Annotated in this window: 18 protein-coding genes and 5 pseudogenes; 12 read left to right on the top strand and 11 right to left on the bottom strand. The window is 62.3% G+C overall.

What is annotated here, in order from left to right; genetic code table 11:
- The first annotated feature begins 24 nt into the window (after positions 1-24).
- The 4 genes and pseudogenes from WJW29_RS07350 to WJW29_RS07335 all read left to right on the top strand — a co-directional run.
- Positions 25-669, top strand: coding sequence for a hemolysin III family protein (locus tag WJW29_RS07350; RefSeq protein ID WP_011258564.1), 645 nt, complete (start codon positions 25-27; stop codon positions 667-669).
- Positions 670-727: 58 nt separating this feature from the next.
- Positions 728-850: a hypothetical protein gene (locus WJW29_RS07345; RefSeq protein WP_012445281.1), complete on the top strand. Its 123-nt coding sequence runs from the start codon at positions 728-730 to the stop codon at positions 848-850.
- A 6-nt stretch (positions 851-856) separates the two neighbouring features.
- A pseudogene (locus tag WJW29_RS07340) lies at positions 857-1680 on the top strand (AsmA family protein); the annotation flags it as partial.
- Positions 1680-2021 (top strand): annotated as a pseudogene (locus WJW29_RS07335) (transposase); the annotation flags it as partial. The pseudogenes WJW29_RS07340 and WJW29_RS07335, both read left to right, overlap by 1 nt.
- Positions 2022-2152: 131 nt before the next feature.
- Here WJW29_RS07335 and WJW29_RS07330 read toward each other — a convergent pair.
- The 3 genes and pseudogenes from WJW29_RS07330 to mtgA all read right to left on the bottom strand — a co-directional run bounded on the left by WJW29_RS07330 (position 2153) and on the right by mtgA (position 4327).
- Positions 2153-2581, bottom strand: a pseudogene (locus tag WJW29_RS07330) (CBS domain-containing protein).
- A complete protein-coding gene (locus WJW29_RS07325; protein ID WP_011408225.1) occupies positions 2541-3587 on the bottom strand; it encodes a glycosyltransferase family 2 protein in 1047 nt (348 codons plus the stop codon). The pseudogene WJW29_RS07330 and the gene WJW29_RS07325 overlap by 41 nt, the downstream one beginning before the upstream one ends.
- Before the next feature lie 2 nt (positions 3588-3589).
- On the bottom strand, positions 3590-4327 hold the full coding sequence (gene mtgA / locus WJW29_RS07320) for a monofunctional biosynthetic peptidoglycan transglycosylase (protein WP_011258559.1): 738 nt from the start codon (positions 4325-4327) through the stop codon (positions 3590-3592).
- Between the two features lie 74 nt (positions 4328-4401).
- Between mtgA and WJW29_RS07315 the strand changes: the two genes are divergently transcribed.
- The 3 genes from WJW29_RS07315 to WJW29_RS07305 all read left to right on the top strand — a co-directional run bounded on the left by WJW29_RS07315 (position 4402) and on the right by WJW29_RS07305 (position 9439).
- Positions 4402-5292, top strand: a complete 891-nt coding sequence (locus tag WJW29_RS07315) for an Hsp33 family molecular chaperone HslO (protein WP_012445286.1) — start codon at positions 4402-4404, stop codon at positions 5290-5292.
- 153 nt (positions 5293-5445) lie between these two features.
- Positions 5446-6282 (top strand): hypothetical protein, encoded by an 837-nt coding sequence (locus tag WJW29_RS07310; RefSeq protein WP_027703402.1) that lies wholly within the window; start codon positions 5446-5448, stop codon positions 6280-6282.
- Positions 6283-6529: 247 nt separating this feature from the next.
- Positions 6530-9439: a TonB-dependent receptor gene (locus WJW29_RS07305; protein ID WP_011258556.1), complete on the top strand. Its 2910-nt coding sequence runs from the start codon at positions 6530-6532 to the stop codon at positions 9437-9439.
- Positions 9440-9547: 108 nt separating this feature from the next.
- Here WJW29_RS07305 and WJW29_RS07300 read toward each other — a convergent pair whose 3' ends face one another.
- On the bottom strand, positions 9548-10156 hold the full coding sequence (locus tag WJW29_RS07300) for a TetR/AcrR family transcriptional regulator (protein ID WP_011408222.1): 609 nt from the start codon (positions 10154-10156) through the stop codon (positions 9548-9550).
- Between the two features lie 136 nt (positions 10157-10292).
- Between WJW29_RS07300 and WJW29_RS07295 the strand changes: the two genes are divergently transcribed.
- Entirely contained in the window at positions 10293-11186 is an 894-nt protein-coding gene (locus WJW29_RS07295) for an alpha/beta hydrolase (RefSeq protein ID WP_011258554.1), read from the top strand.
- Entirely contained in the window at positions 11183-13657 is a 2475-nt protein-coding gene (locus WJW29_RS07290) for an acyl-CoA dehydrogenase (protein WP_011408220.1), read from the top strand. The genes WJW29_RS07295 and WJW29_RS07290 overlap by 4 nt, the downstream gene beginning before the upstream one ends.
- 394 nt (positions 13658-14051) lie before the next feature.
- Here WJW29_RS07290 and WJW29_RS07285 read toward each other — a convergent pair whose 3' ends face one another.
- From WJW29_RS07285 to WJW29_RS07275, 3 genes and pseudogenes are all read right to left on the bottom strand, one after another.
- The gene (locus WJW29_RS07285) at positions 14052-14405 is read right to left on the bottom strand and encodes a DUF1304 domain-containing protein (RefSeq protein ID WP_011408219.1); all 354 of its coding nucleotides are present in this window, start codon (positions 14403-14405) and stop codon (positions 14052-14054) included.
- Positions 14406-14692: 287 nt separating this feature from the next.
- A pseudogene (locus WJW29_RS07280) lies at positions 14693-16051 on the bottom strand (MFS transporter); the annotation flags it as partial.
- Positions 16052-16129: 78 nt separating this feature from the next.
- Complete coding sequence (locus WJW29_RS07275) at positions 16130-16303, bottom strand: hypothetical protein (RefSeq protein ID WP_153296747.1); 174 nt, start codon at positions 16301-16303, stop codon at positions 16130-16132.
- A gap of 112 nt (positions 16304-16415) precedes the next feature.
- On the opposite strand from WJW29_RS07275, the gene WJW29_RS07270 reads away from it, so the two are divergent.
- The 3 genes from WJW29_RS07270 to WJW29_RS07260 all read left to right on the top strand — a co-directional run bounded on the left by WJW29_RS07270 (position 16416) and on the right by WJW29_RS07260 (position 19746).
- Positions 16416-17759 (top strand): serine hydrolase domain-containing protein, encoded by a 1344-nt coding sequence (locus WJW29_RS07270; RefSeq protein WP_012445290.1) that lies wholly within the window; start codon positions 16416-16418, stop codon positions 17757-17759.
- Positions 17760-18697: 938 nt separating this feature from the next.
- Entirely contained in the window at positions 18698-19117 is a 420-nt protein-coding gene (locus WJW29_RS07265; protein WP_027703405.1) for a hypothetical protein, read from the top strand.
- 353 nt (positions 19118-19470) lie between these two features.
- Positions 19471-19746, top strand: a complete 276-nt coding sequence (locus tag WJW29_RS07260) for a hypothetical protein (RefSeq protein WP_082322925.1) — start codon at positions 19471-19473, stop codon at positions 19744-19746.
- Positions 19747-20127: 381 nt separating this feature from the next.
- Here the strand turns inward: WJW29_RS07260 and gcvH are convergent, their stop codons facing one another.
- The 4 genes and pseudogenes from gcvH to WJW29_RS07240 all read right to left on the bottom strand — a co-directional run bounded on the left by gcvH (position 20128) and on the right by WJW29_RS07240 (position 23344).
- On the bottom strand, positions 20128-20523 hold the full coding sequence (gene gcvH, locus WJW29_RS07255) for a glycine cleavage system protein GcvH (protein WP_011258549.1): 396 nt from the start codon (positions 20521-20523) through the stop codon (positions 20128-20130).
- A 136-nt stretch (positions 20524-20659) separates the two neighbouring features.
- On the bottom strand, positions 20660-21769 hold the full coding sequence (gene gcvT / locus WJW29_RS07250; RefSeq protein WP_011258548.1) for a glycine cleavage system aminomethyltransferase GcvT: 1110 nt from the start codon (positions 21767-21769) through the stop codon (positions 20660-20662).
- A 172-nt stretch (positions 21770-21941) separates the two neighbouring features.
- A pseudogene (locus WJW29_RS07245) lies at positions 21942-22375 on the bottom strand (NfeD family protein).
- Positions 22376-22378: 3 nt separating this feature from the next.
- The gene (locus WJW29_RS07240) at positions 22379-23344 is read right to left on the bottom strand and encodes an SPFH domain-containing protein (RefSeq protein ID WP_113051309.1); all 966 of its coding nucleotides are present in this window, start codon (positions 23342-23344) and stop codon (positions 22379-22381) included.
- Positions 23345-23389: the final 45 nt, after the last annotated feature.

Below are 23389 nucleotides of genomic sequence, written 5' to 3'. Positions count from 1 at the left end.
TCGCAGTTACGGTACCTTTTTGAAATGAACGCAGACGCCTCCCCCTCGACCGACCTGCGCGACGAAATTGCCAGTGCCGTGACCCACGGCCTGGGCGCCATTGCCGCATTGGCTGGCGGTTCGGTGCTGATCACGCTGGCCGCCATCCATGGCGATGGCTGGCAATTGGCCACCGCCATCGTGTTCAGTGCCACGCTGGTACTGCTTTACGTCGCCTCCACGCTGTTCCATGCCATTGCGCATCCAGGCGCCAAGGCGCGTCTGCAGGTGCTCGATCACTGCGCAATCTATCTATTGATCGCCGGCACCTATACCCCGTTCACGCTGATCAACCTGCGTGGCCCCTGGGGCTGGGGATTGTTTGCGGCCGTCTGGACGATCGCCGCCGCCGGAGTGATCTTCAAGATGTTTTTTACCGGTCGCTTTCGCTTGCTGTCGACGGTGCTGTATTTGGCAATGGGCTGGCTGATCATCGTGGCGATCCAGCCGTTGCTGCGCTCCGTCGATACCTGGTCGCTGTACTGGCTGTTGGCAGGCGGTCTTTTCTACACGCTGGGCACGTATTTCTATCAACGCGACAACCAGCGTTATTTCCACGCGATCTGGCACCTGTTCGTGCTCGCCGGTAGCACTTGCCACTTCGTTGCCGTCATCGCGCAGGTGATGTGATCTGCGATCATCGGCGCGTTCGCGCGTCGTGCACGAACCATCGCCAACCATTGCGCACGTGAACAACGTGACCGCCCCCGCTGCTGCTTCGCCCTCCCGCAGCCCGCATCGTCGACGCTGGTGGATCGGGCTCGGCATCTTCGCGGTGCTGCCAGCGGTCTTCGTGCTGCTGTTCGACTGAAATTGGTTGCGCGGGCCGGTCGAACGTGCGGTCACCGCGAAGACCGGGCGCGAATTTCATCTCGGCCATCTGGATGTCGATCTGGGCCGCATCACCACGGTGCGCGGCGAGCGTTTGAGCCTGGGCAATGCATCGTGGTCCAAGCGCGGCGCGATGGCAGAATTGAATGCGGCCGAGATCGATGTCGAACTCTGGCCATTGCTGCGCGGCAAGCTGCGCTTGCCGGAAATCCGGCTGGAACACCCAACGCTGTTGCTGGAAGCCGGCAACGACAGCCATCCGGGCAACTGGGTCTTCGACCAGTCCCATAGCGACAGCAGCATGCCGCGCCTGGGACGCTTATTGGTGAACAACGGGCGCCTGCAATATATCGACGATGCCAGCCGCTCGGATGTGGATGTCGCGATCAATAGCCTGGCGCCGCCCAGCAGCGACCAGCGCGCCGCACCGATCAGCATCGACGGCAAGGGCCGCTGGAAAGGCTATCCATTCGCGCTCAAGGGCAATACCGCCTCGCCGCTGGAATTGAGTCAAAGCGAACATCCCTTCCGTATCGATCTGCGCGGCAGTGCCGGCGCCACGCGGACGCATGTGCGCGGCACGTTGACCAACCCGTTCCAGCTCCGCGTATTCGACCTGCAGATGGCGCTCAGCGGCCAGGACATGGCAGACCTGTACCTGCTGGCGTCGCAATACCATCCACACCGCCCTACACGCTGGAAGGCCGCTTCCGCCGCGATGGCGATGTCTGTCGCTACGAGAAGTTCAGCGGCACTGCCGGCGATAGCGATCTTTCTGGCACTGCAGAAATCGACCTGCGTACGCGCAGGTGCCGCAGGATCTGGACGTGCATCTGATCTGCGACAACGACGCCACCCACAAGCACGCCAGGATCAAGGCATGGCTGGCCAAACGGCCGCGCTACCACATGCATTACACGCCGACCTACCGTTCCTGGCTCAATCAGGTCGAACGCTGGTTTGGCCTGATCACCCAACGGGCGATCAGGCGCGGCTCCTTCGACTCGGTGGCTGATCTAAAGCGCAAGATCAACGCCTTCGTGGAGCACTACAATCAAAACCCGCGACCGTTCAAATGGACTGCGACCGCTGACTCGATCCTCGCCAAGATCGAACGGCTCTGCAAAGTTATCAACGGAACGCGACACTAGGGGTGCGCGGCGCGATCACGGTGGCACTTGGCAGCATCGCCCCGCCAGCTGCCCTGCTCGCGACCTTCGAACCAGGCCCAGGCAAGGACAGCGATTGCGGTGGCAAGTACGCGCAATAACGCGCTGCAGCATCAACTGGCGATGTAGCGCTGCAGTTGGTCGATATCCTGCTGCTGCGCTTCGATCACCGCCTTGACCAGGTCGCCAATCGAAATCACACCTTGCACGCGGCCGTTTTCGACCACCGGCAGATGCCGAAAGCGCCCGTCGGTCATCAGTTGCATGCAGCGCTCCACCGTGTCCGATGGCGACACCGTCACCACCTCGGCGCTCATGATCTCGGCGACGCTGGTCGTGGAAGACGAGCGATCACGCAGCACCACCTTGCGCGCGTAATGGCGTTCGGAGACGATCCCGACCAAGCGCGGCCCATCCATCACCAACACCGCGCCAACAGCCTTCTAGGCCATCAAGCCAATCGCCTCGATCACCGCGGCATCGGACGCAACCGCAAATACCTCAACCTGCTTGGTCCCCAACAGCTGTCGTACGGTCTGCATGGCCCGCTCCGCGCTTGGTTTGGTCCCCACAGCCTACTCCCACCGCGCCGCGGTGGGTATCGACCAGATACAGCGGGCGCTGCTTGGCCTCGTCGTATAACCGGCCCAGATATTCGCCAATCAGCCCTAAGGCAATCAGCTGCATGCCACCCAGAAACAGGATCACCGACATCATGGTCGGCCACCCTGCCACCGGGTCGCCCACCAGCGCGGCCTTGATGACGACCCAACCACCGAACACAAACGCCAGCAACGCGGTGAGCAAGCCCAGATACGTGGCCGCCCGCAGCGGCACCGTCGAAAAACTGGTGATGCCGTCGAGTGCGAAATTCCACAGCCGCCATACGGTGAACTTACTGTTCCCGGACAAACGCGGCGCGCGCCGATACGGCAGCGCCACCTGACGGAATCCGACCCAGCCAAACAGCCCCTTCATGAAGCGATGGCGCTCGCGCAGCTGTTGCAAGGCCTCCACCACGCGCGGGGACAGCAAGCGAAAATCGCCGGTATCGGCAGGAATCGGGGTGCGCGACAAGCGCCGGATCACACGGTAGAACGCATGCGCGGCGCTGCGCTTGAGCCAACTCTCGCCCTCGCGAAAGACCCGCGTGCCGAAGATGTTGTCGTAGCCGCTACGCCACAGCGCAACGAATTCCGGAATCAATTCCGGCGGGTCCTGGCCATCGGCGTCCAGCAGTACCACCGCACCCGGCAGCACATGATCCAGCCCCGCAGAAATCGCCAACTCCTTGCCGAAATTGCGCGATAGCCGCACCGCACTGACGTTGGCATCGGCCTCGGTCAGCGCATGCAATACGTCCCAGGTGCCGTCGGTGCTGCCGTCGTCGACATACAGCACATGCGTCTGCAACCCGTGCAATTGCGCCAGTACTGCGCACAGGCGCGGATGCAGAAGGGGAATGCTGGTTTCTTCGTTGAAGGCCGCGATGACCACGGTCAGGTGCTCAGGGGAGACCGGTAGTTGGACGGTATCGATCGTGCTCACCCTCATGGTGCCGGCAAGTAGGCAGGGCCGCCCAATTGGCGCGCCTGCCGCTGGATCCACATGGTACGCCGCTGCACGAATGCACCGGGACTGCGCGCGTCGTAATGCCGTGGCGATGGCAACACCGCCGCCAGGCGCGCCGATTCGGTCGGCGACAAACCTGCCGCATCCTTGCCCCAGAACTGCTGGGCAGCCGCCTGCGCGCCGTACACACCGTCGCCGAATTCGGCCACGTTGAGATACATCTCCAGAATGCGCTGCTTGGGCCAGAACAGCTCGATCAAGACCGTGTACCAGGCCTCCAGGCCCTTACGCACCCAACTGCGGCCCTGCCACAGAAATACATTCTTGGCGACCTGCTGGCTGATGGTGCTGGCGCCACGCACGCGGCCGCCGCGGGCATTATGATCGCGCGCCTTTTCGATCGCTTGCAGATCGAAACCGTGGTGCATCGGGAATTGCTGATCCTCCGCAGCTACCACCGAAATCGGCAGGCTCGCGGCGATCTTGTCGTAATCACGCCATCGCTGATGCAGCGAAAAACTCCAGTCGCCCTCGCCCCAGGCTTCCAGATAACGCCCCACCATCATGCTGCTGATCGGTGGATCGACCACCCGCAAGAACAGCACCTGCAGCACGCTCGCCGCGGCAAACAGCAGCGGTGCCGCCAAGACCCAGCGCAGACAGCGCCTGCGCCGCGGTGGCGCAGCTTGCTTGTCATCCCATACATCCGTCCCCACTGTTCGCTAAGACCTTCAATCCCGATGCCTGCTGCATTATCCGGCAACACGCGTCCCTTACGTCCGATGTTTCCATGACCGATCACGATCAGCTTTCCCGTTTCCTGCTGCCCGCCGCCGGCGTGCGCGGCGTCCACGTGCGCCTGACCAAGGCCTGGGACGACATCCAAGGTGCCGCCGAGTACCCGCCTGCCGCTCGTCAACTGCTTGGCGAAGCGGCGGTGGCCGCTGCCCTGTTCACTGGTCATAGCAAGGTCCACGGACGCCTGTCGCTACAACTGCGCGGCAACGACACCTTGCGCACCCTGTTTGCCGAATGCACCGCCGCCGGCACCTTGCGCGGCATCGTGCAGCTGGCTGACGGCGTCGATGCACCGACCGATCTGCGCGAACTGGGCGACGCCGCGCTGCTGGCAATCACCATCGAAAACCCCGGTCTGGACCCGCGTGAGCCGCAGCGCTACCAGAGCCTGGTCGGCATGCAGGCGCCGGACCTGGCCGAAGCCTTCGAAACCTATTTCCAGCAATCCGAACAGCTGCCGACGCGGCTGTTACTGGCCGCCGGCCCGGATCAGGCCGCCGGTCTGTTGTTGCAGAAGCTTCCCGGCGACGAGGGCGATAACGACGGCTGGACTCGAATCGGCGCGTTGTTCGACACCCTGGGCGCACCGGAGCTGCTCTCGGTCGCCGGCCAAGACCTGCTGCACCGCCTGTTCCACGAAGAAGAGCCACAGTTGCTCGGCAGCAAGCCGCTCAGCTTCGGCTGCTCCTGCTCGCGTGAGCGGGTCGCCTCGATGCTGCAATCGCTGGGCGAGGAAGAGGCGCGCGCGGCCGCCGAGACCACTGGCGAAGTCGAGGTGCGCTGCGAATTCTGTGGCCGTGAGTATCACTTTCCGTTGACCGCGCTCGACGTACTTTTCAGCGCAGCGCAGCCCTCGCGGGAAGCGCCGGAAAGGTTGCAATAGATAGGATAACGGTTGCGTTTCGGGGAACACGACCACTTGTTAAATAATTATAAACATCCTAGCATCGTACGTGCCCGCTCTCGGGAACTTAACAACTGCCCCTGGGTCTGACCTCTGGCTATGCGACACCTACTGCGCCTCCCGCTAGCTTTGATGGTTGCCCTCGCGGCGGCCACATGCGTGCAAGCGCAGTCGGCCCAGCAGCAGTTGCGCGAAAGCACGATCCTGCCGGTGTGGAACAAGGGCAGCGGCAAGGTGGAAGCCTTTCTATATCTTGAGCCGACTGGCGAGCAGAAGGCCGGCGCACGTTGGCATTTTGGCCGCAACTCGCTCGATGCCGCGTTTGGCCTGACCTCTGGCGATTCGCTCGGTCTGCTTTGCAACAGCAGCCGCGGCACCAATATCAGCGGGCTAGCCAGCCACTGTCTGCTTGCAGGTATCGGCGATGACGAGGAAGACAGCGTTGCGGCATCGCGGCGCGTCTCCGGCACGCTGGGGTTCAATCGCGGCGGGGGCCGGGTTGGCGTTACCGCCGGCACCGGTCGCGACACCCTGCCCGCCTGGCTGATCGGCGCCGGCAAGGCCCCACTGACACGTGTCGAGCAAAACGACCTCACCGTCTTCGGGCAGAAGAATATCGGTCGCGAAGGCTTCGTCTCGATCGGCGGCACCTACGCCCGCGCACGCCTGGTGCCACTTTCCGATGTGTCGCCGGCTATCGCCGACCAGTGGGACAGCAAGACCTTGAGCGTTGGCGGCGGCTATGGTGCCTTCAGCGCCAACGTCATCGGCCGCGTCGTGGACGTCCCCGGCCAGCCCGAAAAGTGGGAAGGCCTGGGCCTGGGCCTGACCTGGCGCACCCCCTGGAGCGGCCAGCTCACCGTTGGCGCCGAGAACGTCATCTCCCGTGGCAAGAACCCATTCGCGCCGAGCAACGAGAGCAGCAGCGACGGGACGGTGCCGTACGTCAGGTACGAGCAAGACCTATAAATCACTGATTTTATTAAAATTTACTGAACGCCATCGGCCTGCAGCCGGTGGCGTTTTGCGTTGTGGAGCAACAGCTCGGCCGGCACCTTCACAACCCTCTTCTTTTTCGTTAACAGGACTTTAATTTCGCTCGCAACGCATATACCATCGGTTCACCCTGACGTTTTGGATCCGCTTTTTCGGAACCCCCCACAGGCAAACAACCCTTGGCAGTGCAGTACCCAAGATCACTTGGAGAGAGAGCTAAATGAATTTTAAGTCCAACAAACTGCGCGACGCAGTTGTGCTCGCGTTGGTGCTCGGCACCGGTAATGCCGTTCTGTCAGCGACTGCGGTCGCGCAGACCAAGCCAGCCGACGAAGCAGCAACACTAGACGCGATCAACGTCACCGGTAGCCGTATCTCGACGCCGGGCCTGACCACGAGCAGCCCGGTCACGAGCATTGAGCGTGAAGATTTCATGCGCACGCAGCCTGTTGCCGTAGAAGAATTCGTCAAGCAGCTGCCGAGTGTTTCGCCGACCGTCGGTCCTGGTACGAACAACGGCGCCACTGGTGCAGCAGAACTCGACCTGCGCGGCTTGGGTTCGAACCGCACGCTGGTGCTAGTCGATGGCCGCCGTCCGGTTCCGTACGATCTTTCCGGTGTCGTTGACACCAATACGATTCCTGTAGCGCTTATCCAAAGTGTGGATTTGCTGACCGGTGGCGCATCCGTGGTCTACGGTGCTGACGCCATTTCCGGTGTCGCAAACTTCATCCTGCGCCGCGACTTCGAAGGCGTTGAGGTTCAGAGCTCTTACGGTCAATCCAAATATGGCGATGGTGCGCGTCAGCGCATCGAAGCCACGATGGGCGCCAACTCGTCCGACGGCAAAGGCAATGTCGTGTTCAGTGTGGGTCACACCAAAGTTGACCCGGTTTTCCAGGGCGATCGTGCCTGGGGGAAAGTGTCACGCTCTTCTGCTAACGGACGTCCACAGGGCTCGGGCACCACCGTACCTTCGCTGATCGTGGGTCCGCCCGGCGTGTGGGGCACCCCAGGTGATGACGGCACACTGGACGGCAGAGGTCAGATCGACCCGACCACCGGCCAGATTGTCAGCGACGTCCAAACGTATAACTTCAATCCGATCAACCTTTTCCAGACCGGACTGGATCGGTATCAGGCAACCGCGCTGGGCCGCTACGAAATCAACGAGCATGCTGAAGCGTACGGCCAGGTGAATTACACCCGCTCACGCGTGGAAGCATCTCTGGCACCGAGCGGCTTGTTTCAAGAAGCGTTCGACATGCCGATTGGCAACCCCCTGATTCCTGAACCTGCTCGCCAGCAGCTGTGCCAAGCGTATGGCATCGACGCTGCCAACTGCGTTCCGGGCAACGCAACCATGATCGAAGGCCTGACGATTGGCCGTCGCCTGACGGAGCTTGGCCCACGCACCGATCGCTTCGATACCAAGACCTTCCAGGTGACTGCCGGTCTGCGTGGCGCCATTACCGATAACTGGAAGTACGACGCGTTCTGGTCGCACGGTGAATCTGAGCGTCTTGCCGAATCTCGCAACTGGGGCTCGCTGTCCAAGACCCGCCAAGCCTTGATGTCTCTCGATGGCAGCACTTGCGTTGATCCGAGCAATGGCTGCGTACCGCTCAATGTCTGGGGTCCGGAAGGTTCTGTTTCGCCAGAAGCACTCAAGTTTATCAATTTGAGTGCTTTCTCGATCCAGAACGTTGAGCAGGACAATGCCGCGCTCAACGTCAGCGGCGATCTGGGTGGATTCAAGAGCCCTTGGTCGGAATATCCGATTGGTGTCGCTGTGGGCGCCGAGCACCGTCGTGCAACGGCTGGTACACGTTCGGACGGCCCGAGCCAGATCCAGGGTGAAGTCATGGGCACCGGCGCGCCGACCCCGGATAGCCAGGGCGGCTTTACGATCAACGAAGCATTTGGCGAATTTATCGTCCCTCTGATCGATAACGCACCGGGTGTCTACGCGCTCTCGCTGGAAGCCGGCTACCGCTACTCCGATTTCAAGACCAGCTCCAATACCAGCGACGAATACGGCAGCTTCAAGTACGGCATCAACTGGGCGCCTATTGAAAGTCTGCGTTTCCGCGGCATGTTCCAGCGCGCCAACCGTGCACCTGGCATTGGTGAGCTGTTTGCTCCGCAGGTTACCAGCCTGGACAACTTGGAGACCGATCCGTGCGCCGGCGGTGCAATCAGCGCGGCACAAGCGAATGTGCCGGGCACGCTGTCCAACCTGTGCGTGCAGACCGGTGTTCCTGCCGGCTCGGCTGGCCTGGTTGCGCAACCTAATGCTGGTCAAGTCAATGTCCTGACCGGTGGCAATCTGCTGCTGACTCCGGAGCAGGCGGACACGCAGACGATTGGCCTGGTCTGGAACCCCACCTCCAACTTCGCCATGACGCTGGACTACTGGAAGATTGAGATGGAAAAAACCATCTCCTCGCAGAGCGTCGATGACGTTATTTCCGGCTGCTATGACCCTGCGTTCAATCCTGGCCTGACCTTCAATAGCAACTGCGCCCTAATTGGACGGTCGCCGTTGACGGGCACCTTCAACGGCACCACCTCTCGCGGCATTTCGCTGATCTTGAGCAACCAGGGTACGTTGAAGACCGACGGCTTCGATCTCGGCCTGAAGTATGGCTTCGATCTACCGGGCTCGATGGGCCGCCTGAACCTGGCCTACGACGCAACCTTGGTGACCACCCTGGAATCGCAGGCCACTCCTGAATCGGAAAACCGTGATTGTCTGGGTTACTACAGCGTCAGCTGCACGCCCAACTCGAAGTACCGCTCCATCCTGCGCTCCAGCTGGTCCTACAACGATCTGTCGGTGTCATTGGCATGGCGTTACAACAGCAAGATGGAAGTGGAGCCTGAAACCGGCACATGGTTTCAGAGCTACCGCGAAATCCCGTCGTATAGCTACTTTGATTTTGGCGTGAACTACAAGCTGCCCTTCAATGCCGAAGTCAACCTGTCGGTGGCCAACCTGACGAACAAGAAGGCGCCAGTCGTCGGCAATACGATCGGTGACACCACTCAGAACAGCGGCAATACGTTCCCGAACTTCTACGATGCAATCGGTCGTTTTTACACGCTGGGCATGACGTTCTCCTTCTAATCGAAGGAGTCGTTGCCAGTTGCAAGGGCGGGCCGCATGCGGCCCGCCCTTTTTTGTTCATGCCAGCGCGAAAAGCAGGTACTGCGCGTTCGATCTCACCACGTCAGCTCACCCAGGAATCAACGTCTGGATCACATGCTCCACATAGGCCTCGAAGTCTTCGCGGGCCTGCTTGGGCTGTTGCAGTTGCAGGGAAAGCTGCAGAAAGCCGACGTAGGCGGCGTAGGCCAGGCGCGCGCGGTGCTGGGCGTCGGTGCGGGAGAGGCCGGCCTGCCGGAAGGAAGCGATGAGGTAATCGAGGCGGCGTTGCGAGACGCGGTCGATGACCGGGCGTACGGCCGGGTGGTCGAGTGCCTTGAGCAGCTCGCTGTAGATGACGTGCGGTTTGACCTCGTGCGCAACCAGCTGGAACAGCGCGCGCAAGCGGGCGCTGGGGTCGGGGACATCTTCCAGGCTGCCGAACACTTCCTTTTGTTCGAAGATTTCCCAACGCTCAAGGGCGGCCTGCAGCAGGGCATCGCGCGAAGGGAAATGCCAGTAGAAGCTGCCCTTGGTGACGCCCAGCCGGCGCGCCAGCGGCTCCACGGCGACCGCGCCCACGCCTTGTTCGGCGATCAGGTCAAGCGCGGCCTGTGCCCAATCGTCCGCGCTGAGGCGGTTGCCGCGACCAGAGCCGGCGCGGGGTGTGGTACGGCTGGAGTCGGTGGTGTCGTTCATGGCGCGATTTAACCATACGCTTGAGTCAGTTGCAGTATGCATCACGTCATTGACATAAAAGCGCCATGATTCAATGGTTTAACCGTCCATACGATTACGTATTGACAGTCGCCACTGTACATCCATACCATTAAGTATGGTCACCCCGCCCGCTAGCCTCGCCTCCACTGCGTCAGTGTCCAGCGTCAACGCTGGTGATGCAGTACTTGCCGTGTCGACGCAGGGTGCCGGACACGCACCGACGGTGTTGTTCGCACATGGCTTTGGCCAGACCCGGCATGCGCGGGAAAGCACTGCCGCGACATTGGCTCAAAATGGCTACCGGACGCTGTCGTACGACGCGCGCGGGCATGGCGATTCGAGCGTCAATGCACTGGACCTGCCCTACTCGGCAACACAGTTCACCGACGATCTGATCGCGCTGGTCGCCGCATCGATGGGTGGCTTGTTCGGGTTGCTGGCAGAAGCGCGCTGGCCCGGCTTGTTCCGTGCGATCGTGCTGGTGGACATCACGCCGCGCTGGGACACCACGGGTGTGGAGCGCATTCTGCGTTTCATGATCGCGCATCCGGACGGTTTCGCATCGCTGGATGCGGCAGCCGATGCGATTGCCGCCTACCTGCCGCATCGGCCGCGCAAACCGCCGGGCCAACTGCAGGCATTGCTGCGGCAGCGTGCCGATGGGCGTTGGTATTGGCACTGGGATCCACGCCTGGTCGATGAGCTGGCCGGTCAGGATGCGCAGTTGCAGCAGCACGCATTGCTGGATGCGGCAGCACAGGTGCGCTGCCCGATGCTGCTGATCAGCGGCGGACGCAGCGATTTGGTCACGCCAGCCAACATCGCTGAATTTCTCTCCAACGCGCCGCATGCGCAGCACGTGCATCTACCAGATGCCACGCACATGCTGGCGGGCGACGACAACACCACGTTTACCGCCACCGTGTTGCATTATCTGGACGCACTGACGGCGGTTTGCACCATCGCAGCGTCCAACACCACCGAGCATGTCACTGGAGCAAGACCATGAGCATCGTCGCACCGTTCCTCCTCGTCATCCTGGCGGCGGGTATCGCTGCCTATCACCGGATGCGCCTTGCCACGTGGGTTGCGATCAGCGCCTGTGTGCTGGTGGCGTGCTGGCTGCTGGGTGCCAATCTCACCGCCACCATCGTGGCCGCCGCGCTGGTGGTACTGGTGTCCGTACCGGTGCTGCTGCCGTTCCTGCGCAAGCCGCTGCTGACCACGCCACTGATGGAATTCTTCCGCAAGGTGCTGCCGCCGCTGTCGCAGACCGAACGCATCGCCCTGGAAACCGGTTCGGTCGGTTTCGAAGGCGAGCTGTTCACCGGTGACCCGGACTGGCAGAAGCTGCTCAACTATCCCAAGCCGCAGTTGACTGCCGAAGAGCAGGCCTTCCTGGATGGCCCGGTGGAAGAATTGTGCAAGATGATCAACGACTGGGAGATCACCCACGTCCACGCTGATCTGCCACCAGAACTATGGGACTTCATCAAGAAGAACAAGTTCTTCGGCATGATCATTCCCAAGCAGTATGACGGCCTGGGCTTCAGCGCGCTGGCGCACCACAAGGTGATTCAGAAGCTGTCCTCGATCTCCAGTGTGGTCAGCTCCACCGTCGGTGTGCCCAACTCGCTTGGCCCCGGTGAGCTGCTGCTGCATTACGGTACCCCGGAGCAAAAGGACTACTACCTGCCGCGCCTGGCTGTCGGCGCGGAAGTGCCGTGCTTCGGCCTGACCGGCCCGTTTGCCGGTTCCGATGCGACCTCGATCCCGGACTACGGCATCGTGTGCAAGGGCGAGTGGAACGGCGCCAACGTGCTCGGCGTCAAGCTGACGTTCGACAAGCGCTATATCACGCTGGCACCGGTCGCTTCGCTGATCGGTTTGGCGTTCCGCGCCTACGATCCGGAAGGTCTGATCGGCGACAAGAAGGACATCGGCATCACCCTGGCGCTACTGCCGCGCGAAACCCCGGGCGTGGAAATCGGCCGTCGCCACTTCCCGTTGAACTCGCCGTTCCAGAACGGCCCCATCCACGGCGAAGAAGTGTTTATCCCGCTAAGCCAGTTGATCGGTGGTGTGGAGATGGTCGGCAAGGGCTGGAACATGCTCAACGAGTGTCTGGCTGTCGGCCGCTCGATCACCCTGCCCTCCACCGCCAGCGGCGGCAGCAAGGCGGCGGCAGTCGTGACCGGTGCGTATGCGCGCATCCGCAAGCAGTTCGGCTTGTCGGTGGGCCGTTTCGAGGGCGTGGAAGAAGCGCTCGCCCGCATCGGTGGCAAGGCGTATGCGATCAGTGCGTTGTCGCAGGCCACGGCTGCGGCGGTGGATCGCGGCGACGTGCCGTCGGTGCCGTCGGCGATCGCCAAGTACCACTGCACCACGATGGGCCGCGAAGTCGTCAGCGACATGATGGACGTGATCGGCGGCAAGGGCATCATCCTGGGGCCGCGCAACTTTGCCGGCCGCGCCTGGCAGGCCGCGCCGATCAGCGTGACCGTGGAAGGCGCCAACATCATGACCCGCAGCCTGCTGATCTTCGGCCAGGGCGCCATCCTGTGCCATCCGTGGGTGTTGAAGGAAATGCAGGCGGCGCAGGACCCGGATACGCAGCGTGGCCTGGAAGCGTTTGACCAAAGCCTGTTCGGCCACATCCGCTTCGGAATTTCCAACGCGGTGCGCTCGTTCTGGTTCGGCCTGACCGGTGCACGCATCGGTGCGGCGCCGGGCGATGCCTATACCCGTCGTTTCTTCCGCAAGCTGGATCGTTATTCGGCCAACCTGGCGTTGATGGCCGACGTGTCGATGCTGATGCTGGGCGGCAAGTTGAAGTTCAAGGAGTCCTTGTCCGGTCGCCTGGGCGATGTGCTGAGCCATATCTACATGACCAGCGCCATCCTCAAGCGCTATCACGACGAAGGTGCGCCAACGAGCGATCAGCCGTTGCTGGCGTGGGCGTTCCACGACAGCGTGCACAAGATCGAAACCGCATTGTCGGCGGCACTGCGCAACTTCCCGATTCGTCCGGTGGGCTGGTTGATGTGGGTGCTGATCTTCCCGCTGGGCCGTCGTGCCGAAGCGCCCGGCGATCGTCTGGGCCATCGTGTGGCGTCGCTGTTGATGACGCCGAACGAAGCGCGCGACCGTCTGGCCCAGGGGGTGTTCCTGACTCCGTGCGCCAACAATCCGGGGGGCCGTATCGCCAGCTACCTGACCAAGGCCGTGATGGCCGAGCCGGTGGAGCGCAAGTTCCTGAAGGCGCTCAAGACCAAGGGCATCGAAGCACTGGATTTCCCGGCGCAGCTGGACGAAGCCGTGGCCGAAGGCGTGATCAGCATGGAAGAGCGCAATCTGCTGGAAGAGCTGCGCGAGATCATGATGGACACCATTACCGTAGACGACTTCGATCCGCATGAGTTGCGTGCGGCCAGCTTCTACGACAAGCCGCAGGCACAGCAGCCACGCGAAGCCGCATAAGGCTTGCGCCAGGCTCACAGCAGTAAACGACGGCGAGCTTCGGCTCGCCGTCGTTGTTTGTGGACACGGGTGTTGATGCTGGCGCAACAACCGGCAGCATTTACAAACTTCCTGCGCCGCCCGCAGCGCCCAGGCGATGGCATCGCCGAGCGGATAATCGGTTGCCGGCCCGCCGTGACCGCACGCAGGCGATTGAAGCGATTGCGGTCGCGGCAGAAAAAAACGCCCCGGCTACGTGGCCCGTCAGCCCCTTGTCGGACGGGTGCGCATCGCGGTCAAACGCGTGCCTGCGTGACGCACGCTATCCGCCGAGAATCGCTAGCTTGCGATGGGCTACGAGTCACGCTTCGTCGCAAGCCCGCTCCTACGAGCGGGCAGCCCCCTGGCGCAGGTGTCAGTGCGGCAGCCACAGCAGCGCGAGTGCGATCAATGCAGGCAGCGCCTGCACGAAGAAGATGCGGCGGTTGACGCTGTAGGCGCCATAGCAACCTGCCACCACCACACAGCCCAGGAAGAAGCTCAGCACGTCGGCGCGCACGGCCAGCGCACCCCAGAACAGGCCCGCAGCCAGGAACCCGTTGTAGAGGCCCTGGTTGGCTGCCAGCACGCGGGTGGCCTGCGCCTTTTCCAGGCTGTTGCGGAAGGTCTTCAAGCCCAGCGGGTGCGTCCACAGCGCCATTTCCAGCACCAGGATGTAGACGTGCAGCAGTGCAACGCACAGGCCGGCGATAATGGCGAACAGGGACATGGCAGACCGCCTTGGCAAATGGTGCCGCCAGCATAACTGCGATTGCGCGCAGGCTGCTCGGCGCGCCCGCACGATTGTGCCGATGCGTGCGCTCACTGCGATCAGTGGGAGAGGCAGGTCATGTGCGTGGCCGATGCCAAGCGACAATGCGGCATCCCGGAAACGCATCGTCCTTGTATGACATGCATCTGTTCAGGGCTGTTGGCAGACGCCGCTACCGCCGCGCTACGAAGGTAGCGTCCATGCTCCCGACACACGCTTGCCGCGTGCTGCTGTGGCCGCACGCATTCGGAAACGCGCCTGCTCGTGCCCACATCGCGCTCGCCAGGTAACTTGCGTGCTTCGCGCAACAGGCCGAACGCGCCGACCCTCATGCCGGTCGCCACCAGCAGCCCGACGCCGAACACCGCGCTGGAACCGAACGCAGACACCCGCTTGTGGACCCAGACGAAGGTGAGATCGCCGCCGCGAAGACCACCGTGCCGATTGCGGCACCGGCCTTGCAGCGCCACTCGCGATCTACCCGCGTGTACAGCGTCTCCCGCGCGGGCTTGGCAAGTGCGAATTCACTGGAGCGAGTCATCACCTGCACGATCGCAATCATCATCGGCAGGGGTGATGCCGCCAGTACTGCGTAGCCCAGCATGATCGGCACACCCGGGATCAACAACGCTGGCGCGATGCCGAAGCGCGATAGCAGCGCGCGCGTCACCAACAATTGCAGCACCAGCGCCAGGGCGTTGATCGCCAAATCGATGCTGGAGTAGTAGGCCGTGGCCGCCACTGCGTCTGCGTAGAGACGCCGTAACAGCGCTGCCTGCTCGTTGTAGAGCAAGGTGCCGACGCCCACGCCGAACAACACCATGAAGGCCAGCCAGCGCAGCAGCGGCTCACGCACGATAAGTTTGAGGCCACCGAGCACATCGCCGCCCATCGGCACTTCGCCGAAGCTGAGCTGGCGCTCGTGTTCGCGCACAACCGCCCACAGCCGCAAACGCAACACGCAGACCACGCACACGGTCAAAAACCCGGCCGACACCAACATCAGATGCGCAATCCCGATGCGTTCGACCAGTGTGCGGGTCAGGATTGGACCGACAAACGCCCCCAAGGTGCCAGCCGCACCGATATAGCCGTAGTAGCTACGCGCTTGGGCGTTGTTGAAAACATCGGCGATGAAGCTCCAGAACACCGCCACAGCAAACAGGTTGAAGACGGTCACCCACAAGAAGAACGCCATGCCGCGACCCGGCACACCCGTGTCGAACAACACGTAGAACAACAGCAAGGTCGCGATGAAGAAGCCATACACCATTGGCAGGAACACCCGCCGCGGATAGCGGCTGACCAGCGCGCCGTAGACCGGCTGCAGCAGCACAATGATCAGAAAAGCGCAGGTAAACAGCACCTGCAGCGTGAAGTCCTTCAGCGGCATGCCGTGCGCGGCGAAGAACGCAATCATGCCGGTCGGGAAAATTGCTTCCACATCGGCCGAGGCACTCATCGCTTCGCGCACCGGGCGCAACACGTAGTAACCGCTGAGCAGGCAGAAAAATGTAGAGGAACGACCACGCCAATGGCGGCGAGCTTCGCAGTGCCGCGCTCAAACGGCCAGCCGCAGATTGCGGCCTCAAGAAATGCGTCATCGTGTCACGGCAGCCCGCACAAGCGGGCCCGACGGCAAGGGCATGGCAGCGGCAGCACCCGCGAAACAAGCGCGCAAGTTAGCCGATGCGACGCAGCCCCCCAGCGCGCAAGCGCAGCCCGCTGCGGGCCAGATGCCCCCCAGGCACGCCGCTTGCACCGTGAACAGCATCAACGGAAAGCGATGCCTCGACCGCCCGCGACTGCTCGATTTCTGAACTTAAAATCATCAATAGGATCAGTATGATGCCCATTCATCTTCCGGCAGTTTGTGCTATTGCAAAGCGCGGCGCTAGAATCCCCGGAGGCAGCGGAACAGGCGGGACAACCATGACAGAAATGCGCACGCGCCGACGGTTCCGACCGTTGGCCATCGGGCTGTTCGGGGCATTATTGCCTCTGGCTCTCTCTTCCACCGCGCAGACACCCGCGCCTACCGCCGCTGCGCTGCAGCCGGCCAGGGTTGCGCAGTCGTCCACCGCACCGCTGCCCTATCGCACCTCGCTGCCGGCCAACCAAGTGTTGGCACCTGCTGCCGGCTTCGACGTGGCGGCATTCGAATCGATGGCGGACCAGTTGACCTACGGCAACCGCGTGCCCGGCATGGCGATGGCCATCGTGCAGGGCGGCAAGGTGCTCAGCGCGCGCGGCTATGGCGTTACCGACGTCAATCATCCGCAGCCGGTCGATGGCCACACCGTGTTTCGTTTGGCATCGCTGTCCAAGGCCTTCGCCGGCACCATGGCCGGCCTGCTGGTCAACGATGGCGTGCTGCGCTGGGACAGCAAGGTGGTCGACTACGTGCCGGGCTTCCAGCTCAGCGATGGCGCCGCAACGCGCCAGCTCACCGTCGCCGAAGTGCTCAGCCATCGCGTCGGCCTGACTCGTAATGCCTACGACCGCGATATCGAATCCAACGTCGACTACTACTCGCTCAGCCACAAACTCGCGGTCGCACCGCTGCGCTGCGCGCCGGGCGATTGCTACGCATATCAGAACGTGGCCTTCAGCCTGGTGGGCGATGTAGTGTTCGCCGCGTCAGGCAGCTTCTACGAGCAATTGGTGGAACGCCGCATCTTCAAGCCGCTGGGCATGAACGATGCGAGCCTGGGTCTGGCCGGCATCCAGGCCAGTCCGCACTGGGCACGCCCGCACGTGCGCAGCCGCAATGGCTGGGTGTCGCTGACGCCCAAGCCGACCTATTACCGTCTGGCGCCCGCTGCGGGCGTCAACGCCAGCGCCAGCGATATGGCGCAGTGGCTGCTCGCACACACCGGTCATCGCACCGACGTGCTGCCTGCACCGCTGCTGGCGACCCTGCACGCGCCAGTGATCTCCACGCCGGGCGAAATGCGTTCCGGCTGGCGCCACGAGCGTGTGGATGCGGCGAGCTACGCGCTGGGCTGGCGTGTGTTCGACTACGCCGGTCATCAGGTGGTGTTCCATGCCGGTGCGGTGCAGGGCTACCGCGGCTTGGTGGCGCTGCTGCCAGAGCGCGATCTGGGAATTGCGATCCTGTGGAACGGCGAGAGTGGCCTGCCCTCAGGCATGCTGCCGACTATCCTGGACCGCGCACTGGGCTTGCCGGCGAAGCGTTGGTTGGACATCGATGTGGACGGCGACTTCGGCAGCGAGAACATGCTGGCAGAGAAGCCCGACCCGGCTGGCAAGGGCGCGTCTTCCAGCAAGTCGGTGGCATCACCGCGCTGAGTGGACGTACTGCACTGACGTCGTGTCGGTGACTGCAGGCAAAGGCGGCTTCGGCCGCCTTTGTTGTTCCTGATTAGCCCTGACCCTCAGCTGGATTTTTGTTGCAGTCCTGCAAATAGCTTCGTTTTACCGATGTGTTCCATGATGTCTGATCTTGGCGCTGCTGATGCGAGGAGCCGGTGCGAAGTTCTTTCAGCCAGGACCCCATGGCGGCCTGGCATTGGGCCGGTTTAGCGATAAGCGCGGAGGTGCTGCAGCTGAAGGTCGGGGCCAATCAGGTTGTTGTTTCTGCATGTTCGGATGCGCGTTGGTCGGCTTGCGGAAGGCGTGCCTGTTGGCCGCAGGAGAGCAAACCTGTGGATGATCAATACGCTCGGGGTTTTGGCCGTCCTAAATAATCCGCTGCCAGCAGCGCGTCAGCTGAGCCGACCGGCTCGACATGCCAAAGCAGACACGCTATTGGTCAACGCTAGGTCTCTCGGCCTGGACCACCGCACGGTCTCTACCCTCCGACTCGATACAGTGCCGGCACTCCAACAAGTCAGGCCGACCTGCATCGCATAACGCGCCGTGACGCTTTGTGTCGGCCCTTCTTATCGCCTCTTGCCGTCGCGCCAAAGCATTGGTGCAGTTGTCTGAGCTTGCTCGGAAGAGTCAAACCATCTCGCGGCAGCATCCGCGCTGGCGGCCGGCATGCCATGGGCACCACAGCGTCTAGAACTTGGAATGAGCCACGTCGCTTCGATGATGAAACCTACGCCGCCTGCCGGCGAGCGACGCTCCGCGCAACACTGACCACGCCAGTGCCAGGCGCATAAAAAAGCTCCCTCCCCGCTGGGCGTCGGGGAGAGAGCTCGATGTTTACGGCGATCGGGTATTACAAGATTCAGATCAGCGGTGCCGGGGTTGCGGGCAGCGCGACCGGAACGGCCTTCTTCTTGCGAGCGGCCGGCTTCTTCTTGGCGACCTTCTTCGCGACCGGCTTCTTGGCAGCGGTCTTCTTGGTGGCGGACTTCTTGGTCCCCTTCTTCGCTACTGCCTTTTTGGCGGTCTTCTTGACGGCTTTCTTGGCGGTCTTCTTCACTGCCTTCTTGGCGGCAGTCTTCTTGGTCGCCTTCTTTGCAGTCTTCTTCACTGCCTTCTTGGCGGCAGTCTTCTTGGTTGCCTTCTTCGCAGTCTTCTTCACTGCCTTCTTGGCGGCTGCCTTCTTTGCAGTCTTCTTGACAGCAGTCTTCTTCACTGCCTTCTTGGCGGTTGCCTTTTTGGCGACCTTCTTGACGGCCTTCTTGGCGGCAGTCTTCTTCACTGCCTTTTTGGCGGTGGGTTTCTTTTTCGCAGCTTTTGCAGTGGCCATGTAATTGGCTCCTCGTCAGTGAACTATGGAGTTGTAACGCCCAGTTGAACCAAACCCAGCGACGGCATGCCGTCGTCGGGAACCGTTCGCAGGTAATGCGCGACGGAACGGATACAGGAACACCCGCATCGAGCGGCGACACGTGTGCGTAGTCGGAACGACAGCTGCTTTTTTGGAGAGAAGCGGCCCCGACTCCACCGTGGTTGGCGCTTCGGTAGACATCCGGAACAAGCTTGTCGGCGCGATGTCGATTTTGCTCACTCTCTTCAGCAGCAATGTCTGCTGGGCGAAACCTAATCACGCTTTTTTTTACTGTCAACACTCTTTTGCATTTTTTTTTTAGCCAAGCATCGCTGCGTGCCGCATCCAGAGCAGCAAAACAGCGTGCGCACCGGCGTACGCGCCTCACCGAAAAGCATGTTCGCCCAACAGCTTTTTCAAAAAAGCACTTCTTTTCCGCTGTTTTTTTTTAGCAGCGCGCTTTCGCAACCGCTTGAGCGCTTCAACAGCACGGTGGCCACGCCGGTACGGAGGCACTCCTTGCCGCCTGTCCGCCAGCTGAAAATTTTTTTTCCAACCGTCGCACTTCCGACGTCGCATGAGCAGAAATGCGCAAACTTATTGCGTGCTTAGATCGCCATGCATGCGACCGCGCGCACCGACTGCGGCATGCATCGCATGCATCGTCGGACGAACGCGACGGGCAACACCGCGGAAAATTTTTCACCGAGTGCACGCCAGACCCTCACGAACGACTCACGTCAGAAATCCGGCGCGTGTGCAGATGAGCGAGCATTGGATGCGAGTTCGATCGTTGCCGCCGATACGCCTACCGCATCGACGTGCGAGCAGCGGCATCGCCGTCGACAGACCGACCGACGCACTCCTGTCCCAGACCGAACTGCCGACGGCGTGGCATTGTCACACCGAGATCGTGCCTCGCTGGCGCCAGCGCGCCAAAAAAAATGGCCGCTCTGAGAGCGGCCATCGGATGCCGGCGGCAACGAAACCGGATCAGTGCTCGTCGTCTTCGAGCAGCTCCGCATAGTCGTCCGGGTCCAGCAGGTCGTTGAGTTGTTCCTTGTCGTCGATCTCGACGACGAAGATCCAGCCTTCGCCATAGGCGTCTTCGTTGATGGTTTCCGGCTTGTCGCTCAACGCGCTGTTGACCTCGACGACGGTGCCGCTGACCGGGCTGTAGACGTCGGAGGCGGCCTTGACCGATTCCACCACCGCAGCGCCGTTGCCGACCTGCACGGTGTCGCCGACGCCCGGCAGTTCGACGTACACCAGGTCGCCCAGCAAGCCCTGCGCGTGGTCGGAAATGCCGACGGTCACGCGGCCGTTGCTTTCGATGCGGGCCCACTCGTGGGATTTGAGGAACTTGAGGTCGCCAGGGATCTCGCTCATGGGTGTGCTCCGGGAAAGATGAGGGTTGGGGACAGGTGGTTAGTTTAGACCGCGCGACGAGACAGGTGCACGCGCCAGTGTGGTGGCGGGTGATGCGGACGCGGCACCGTGCGCAGGATGCACGGCGTCGCACGCTTCAGTCGCCGAGCACGCCGGGCTGTGCCTGGCCATCGCGAACGAACGGAAATTTCACCGCGCGCAACGGCACCTGCTTGCCACGGATGTCCACGCGTAGCTGATCGATGCTGCCGGCCGGCACGCGCGCGAAGGCGATCGCCTTGCCGAGCGTCGGCGAGAACGTGCCGGACAGAATCTCGCCTTCGCCACTGGCGGTGAACACCGCCTGGCCATGTCGCAGCACGCCCTTGTCGTCCATCACCACACCGATCAACTGACGCGGTGCACCCTGCGCCTTTTGCGACTCGAGCACACGGCGACCGATGAAGTCGCGTCCTTCGTCCAGGGCAATCGTCCAGGCCAGCGCGGCTTCGTAGGGGGTGACCGCATCGTCCATGTCCTGCCCGTAAAGATGCATGCCCGCTTCCAGACGCAAGGTGTCGCGTGCGCCCAGACCTGCTGGCTTGACGCCCTGCGCGAGCAATGCATTCCAGAACGCGACGGCGGCCTCCTGCGGCAACACGATTTCGAAACCGTCTTCGCCGGTGTAGCCGGTGCGCGCAAGAAACAATTCGATGCCATCGCGCGAACGCGTTTGCAGTGCAGCGAAACGGCCGAGCTTGCTCGCCGCTGCGGTGTCGGCCGGGTCCAGCAGGTCGATGACATTGGCGCGTGCGTTGGGGCCTTGCACGGCGATCATCGCGAAGTCGCTGCGCTCTTCCACGCGCACATCGAAGCGTACGGCCTGCTCGCCGATCCACTGCAGATCTTTTTCGCGGGTGGCGGCATTGACCACCAACCGGAAGAAGTCTTCGCTCATGTAATAGACGATGAGGTCGTCGATCACCCCACCCTGCGGATTGAGCATGCAGGTGTACAGCGCCTTGCCGCAGACCTTGAGCTTGTCCACCGAGTTGGCGAGCAGGTCGCGCAGAAACGCGCGTACGCGCGCACCGTGCAGGTCGACCACGGTCATGTGGCTGACGTCGAACATGCCGGCGTCGCGGCGCACTTGGTGGTGCTCGTCCAACTGCGAGCCATAGTGGATCGGCATGTCCCAACCGCCGAAGTCGACCATTTTGGCGCCGAGCGCACGATGGGTGTCGTTGAGGATGGTCTTCTGGGTCATGAGCGCCGGTCCAAGGAAAGACGCTCATTATCCCCGTCCTGCCGCGCCTGGGGAACGGCGTGCGCGCAGCAGCGCGATTACGCTGATTGGAGAACAGTGACGCAGCGCGATGCTACGCCGCGCTGCAACAATGCGGACATTGGCAGCGCAACATGTGCCCTGCCCGCGGACGTCAGCTGACCGGCTGCACCAGCAAGGTCTGCCATCGACACCGACGATGCGCACCGGCGTGCCGGCCGGCAGATCGGGACCGGCGACCACCCAGAACGCATCGTCGACCTTGACGCGCCCGCGACCATCGTCGATGGCCTGATCGAGCAACACGCGACGGCCGATCACCTGCTCGGCACGTCGATTGAGCAACGGGCGATCGCTCTCACGGCCCTTGCCGCGACACCAGGTGCGATACACCTGCACCGAGACGAAGCTGAGCACCACGAACGCCACGATCTGCACCAGCAACGCGATGTCCGGCAACACCAGCACCAACACGCACACCACTGCGGCAGCGATCCCCATCCACAGCAGGAAGGCACCCGGCACCAAGGTCTCGGCCGCAATCAGCAGCAGCGCCAGCACTGCCCAGACCGCCACATCCCAGCGCATCGCTCAGCCTCCTGCGCGCGGCGGTAACGGCGGCACGCGCACGGCAGGTGCGTCGGGCTTGCCAATCGCTTCCTTGGCCAACGCGGCGATGCCGGCGATCGAGCCGATGATGCCACTGGACTCCATCGGCATCAGCACGAACTTCTGGTTGGGCGCGGTGGCCAGCGCCTTGAACGCTTCCACATACTTCTGTGCGACGAAATAATTGATCGCCTGCACACTGCCGTTGGCGATCGCATCGGACACCACCTGGGTGGCGCGCGCCTCCGCTTCGGCCAGACGTTCGCGTGCTTCGGCGTCGCGGAAGGCGGCTTCCTTGCGGCCTTCGGCTTCGAGCACGGCGGCCTGCTTCTCGCCATCGGCGCGCAGGATTTCCGATTGACGCGAGCCCTCGGCTTCGAGGATCTGCGCTCGCTTTTCGCGCTCGGCCTTCATCTGCCGCGCCATCGAATCGATCAGGTCGCGTGGCGGCTGGATGTCGCGAATTTCGATCCGCGTCACCTTGATGCCCCACGGGTTGGTGGCCTGGTCGACCACGCTGAGCAACTGCGCATTGATGGTTTCGCGCTGGCTGAGCGATTCGTCCAGATCCATCGAACCGATCACGGTGCGGATATTGGTCTGCACCAGCGCGATCGAGGCGATTTCCAGATTGGACACTTCATAGGCGGCCTTGGCCGCATCCAGCACCTGGAAGAACACCACCCCATCCACGCGCACCACCGCGTTGTCCTTGGTGATGACGTCCTGGCTGGGGACATCCAGCACCTGTTCCATCATGTTGATCTTGCGGCCCACGCCGTAGACCACCGGCACCAGAAAGTGCAGCCCTGGGCTCATGGTGTGGGTGTAGCGGCCGAAGCGCTCCACCGTCCACTGGTAGCCCTGCGGCACCATGCGCACGGTTTTGAACAAGACAACGACGCCTGCAACCAGCACGACGATGGCGAGAAAAGAAGTCGGAAACATCTGCAGCCCCTTGCGTCTAGTGGATCTATCCCTGCCTGAGTATGC

Source organism: Xanthomonas sp. JL1 (assembly GCF_038405005.1).
This window is presented reverse-complemented; position numbering and strand designations above follow the sequence as displayed.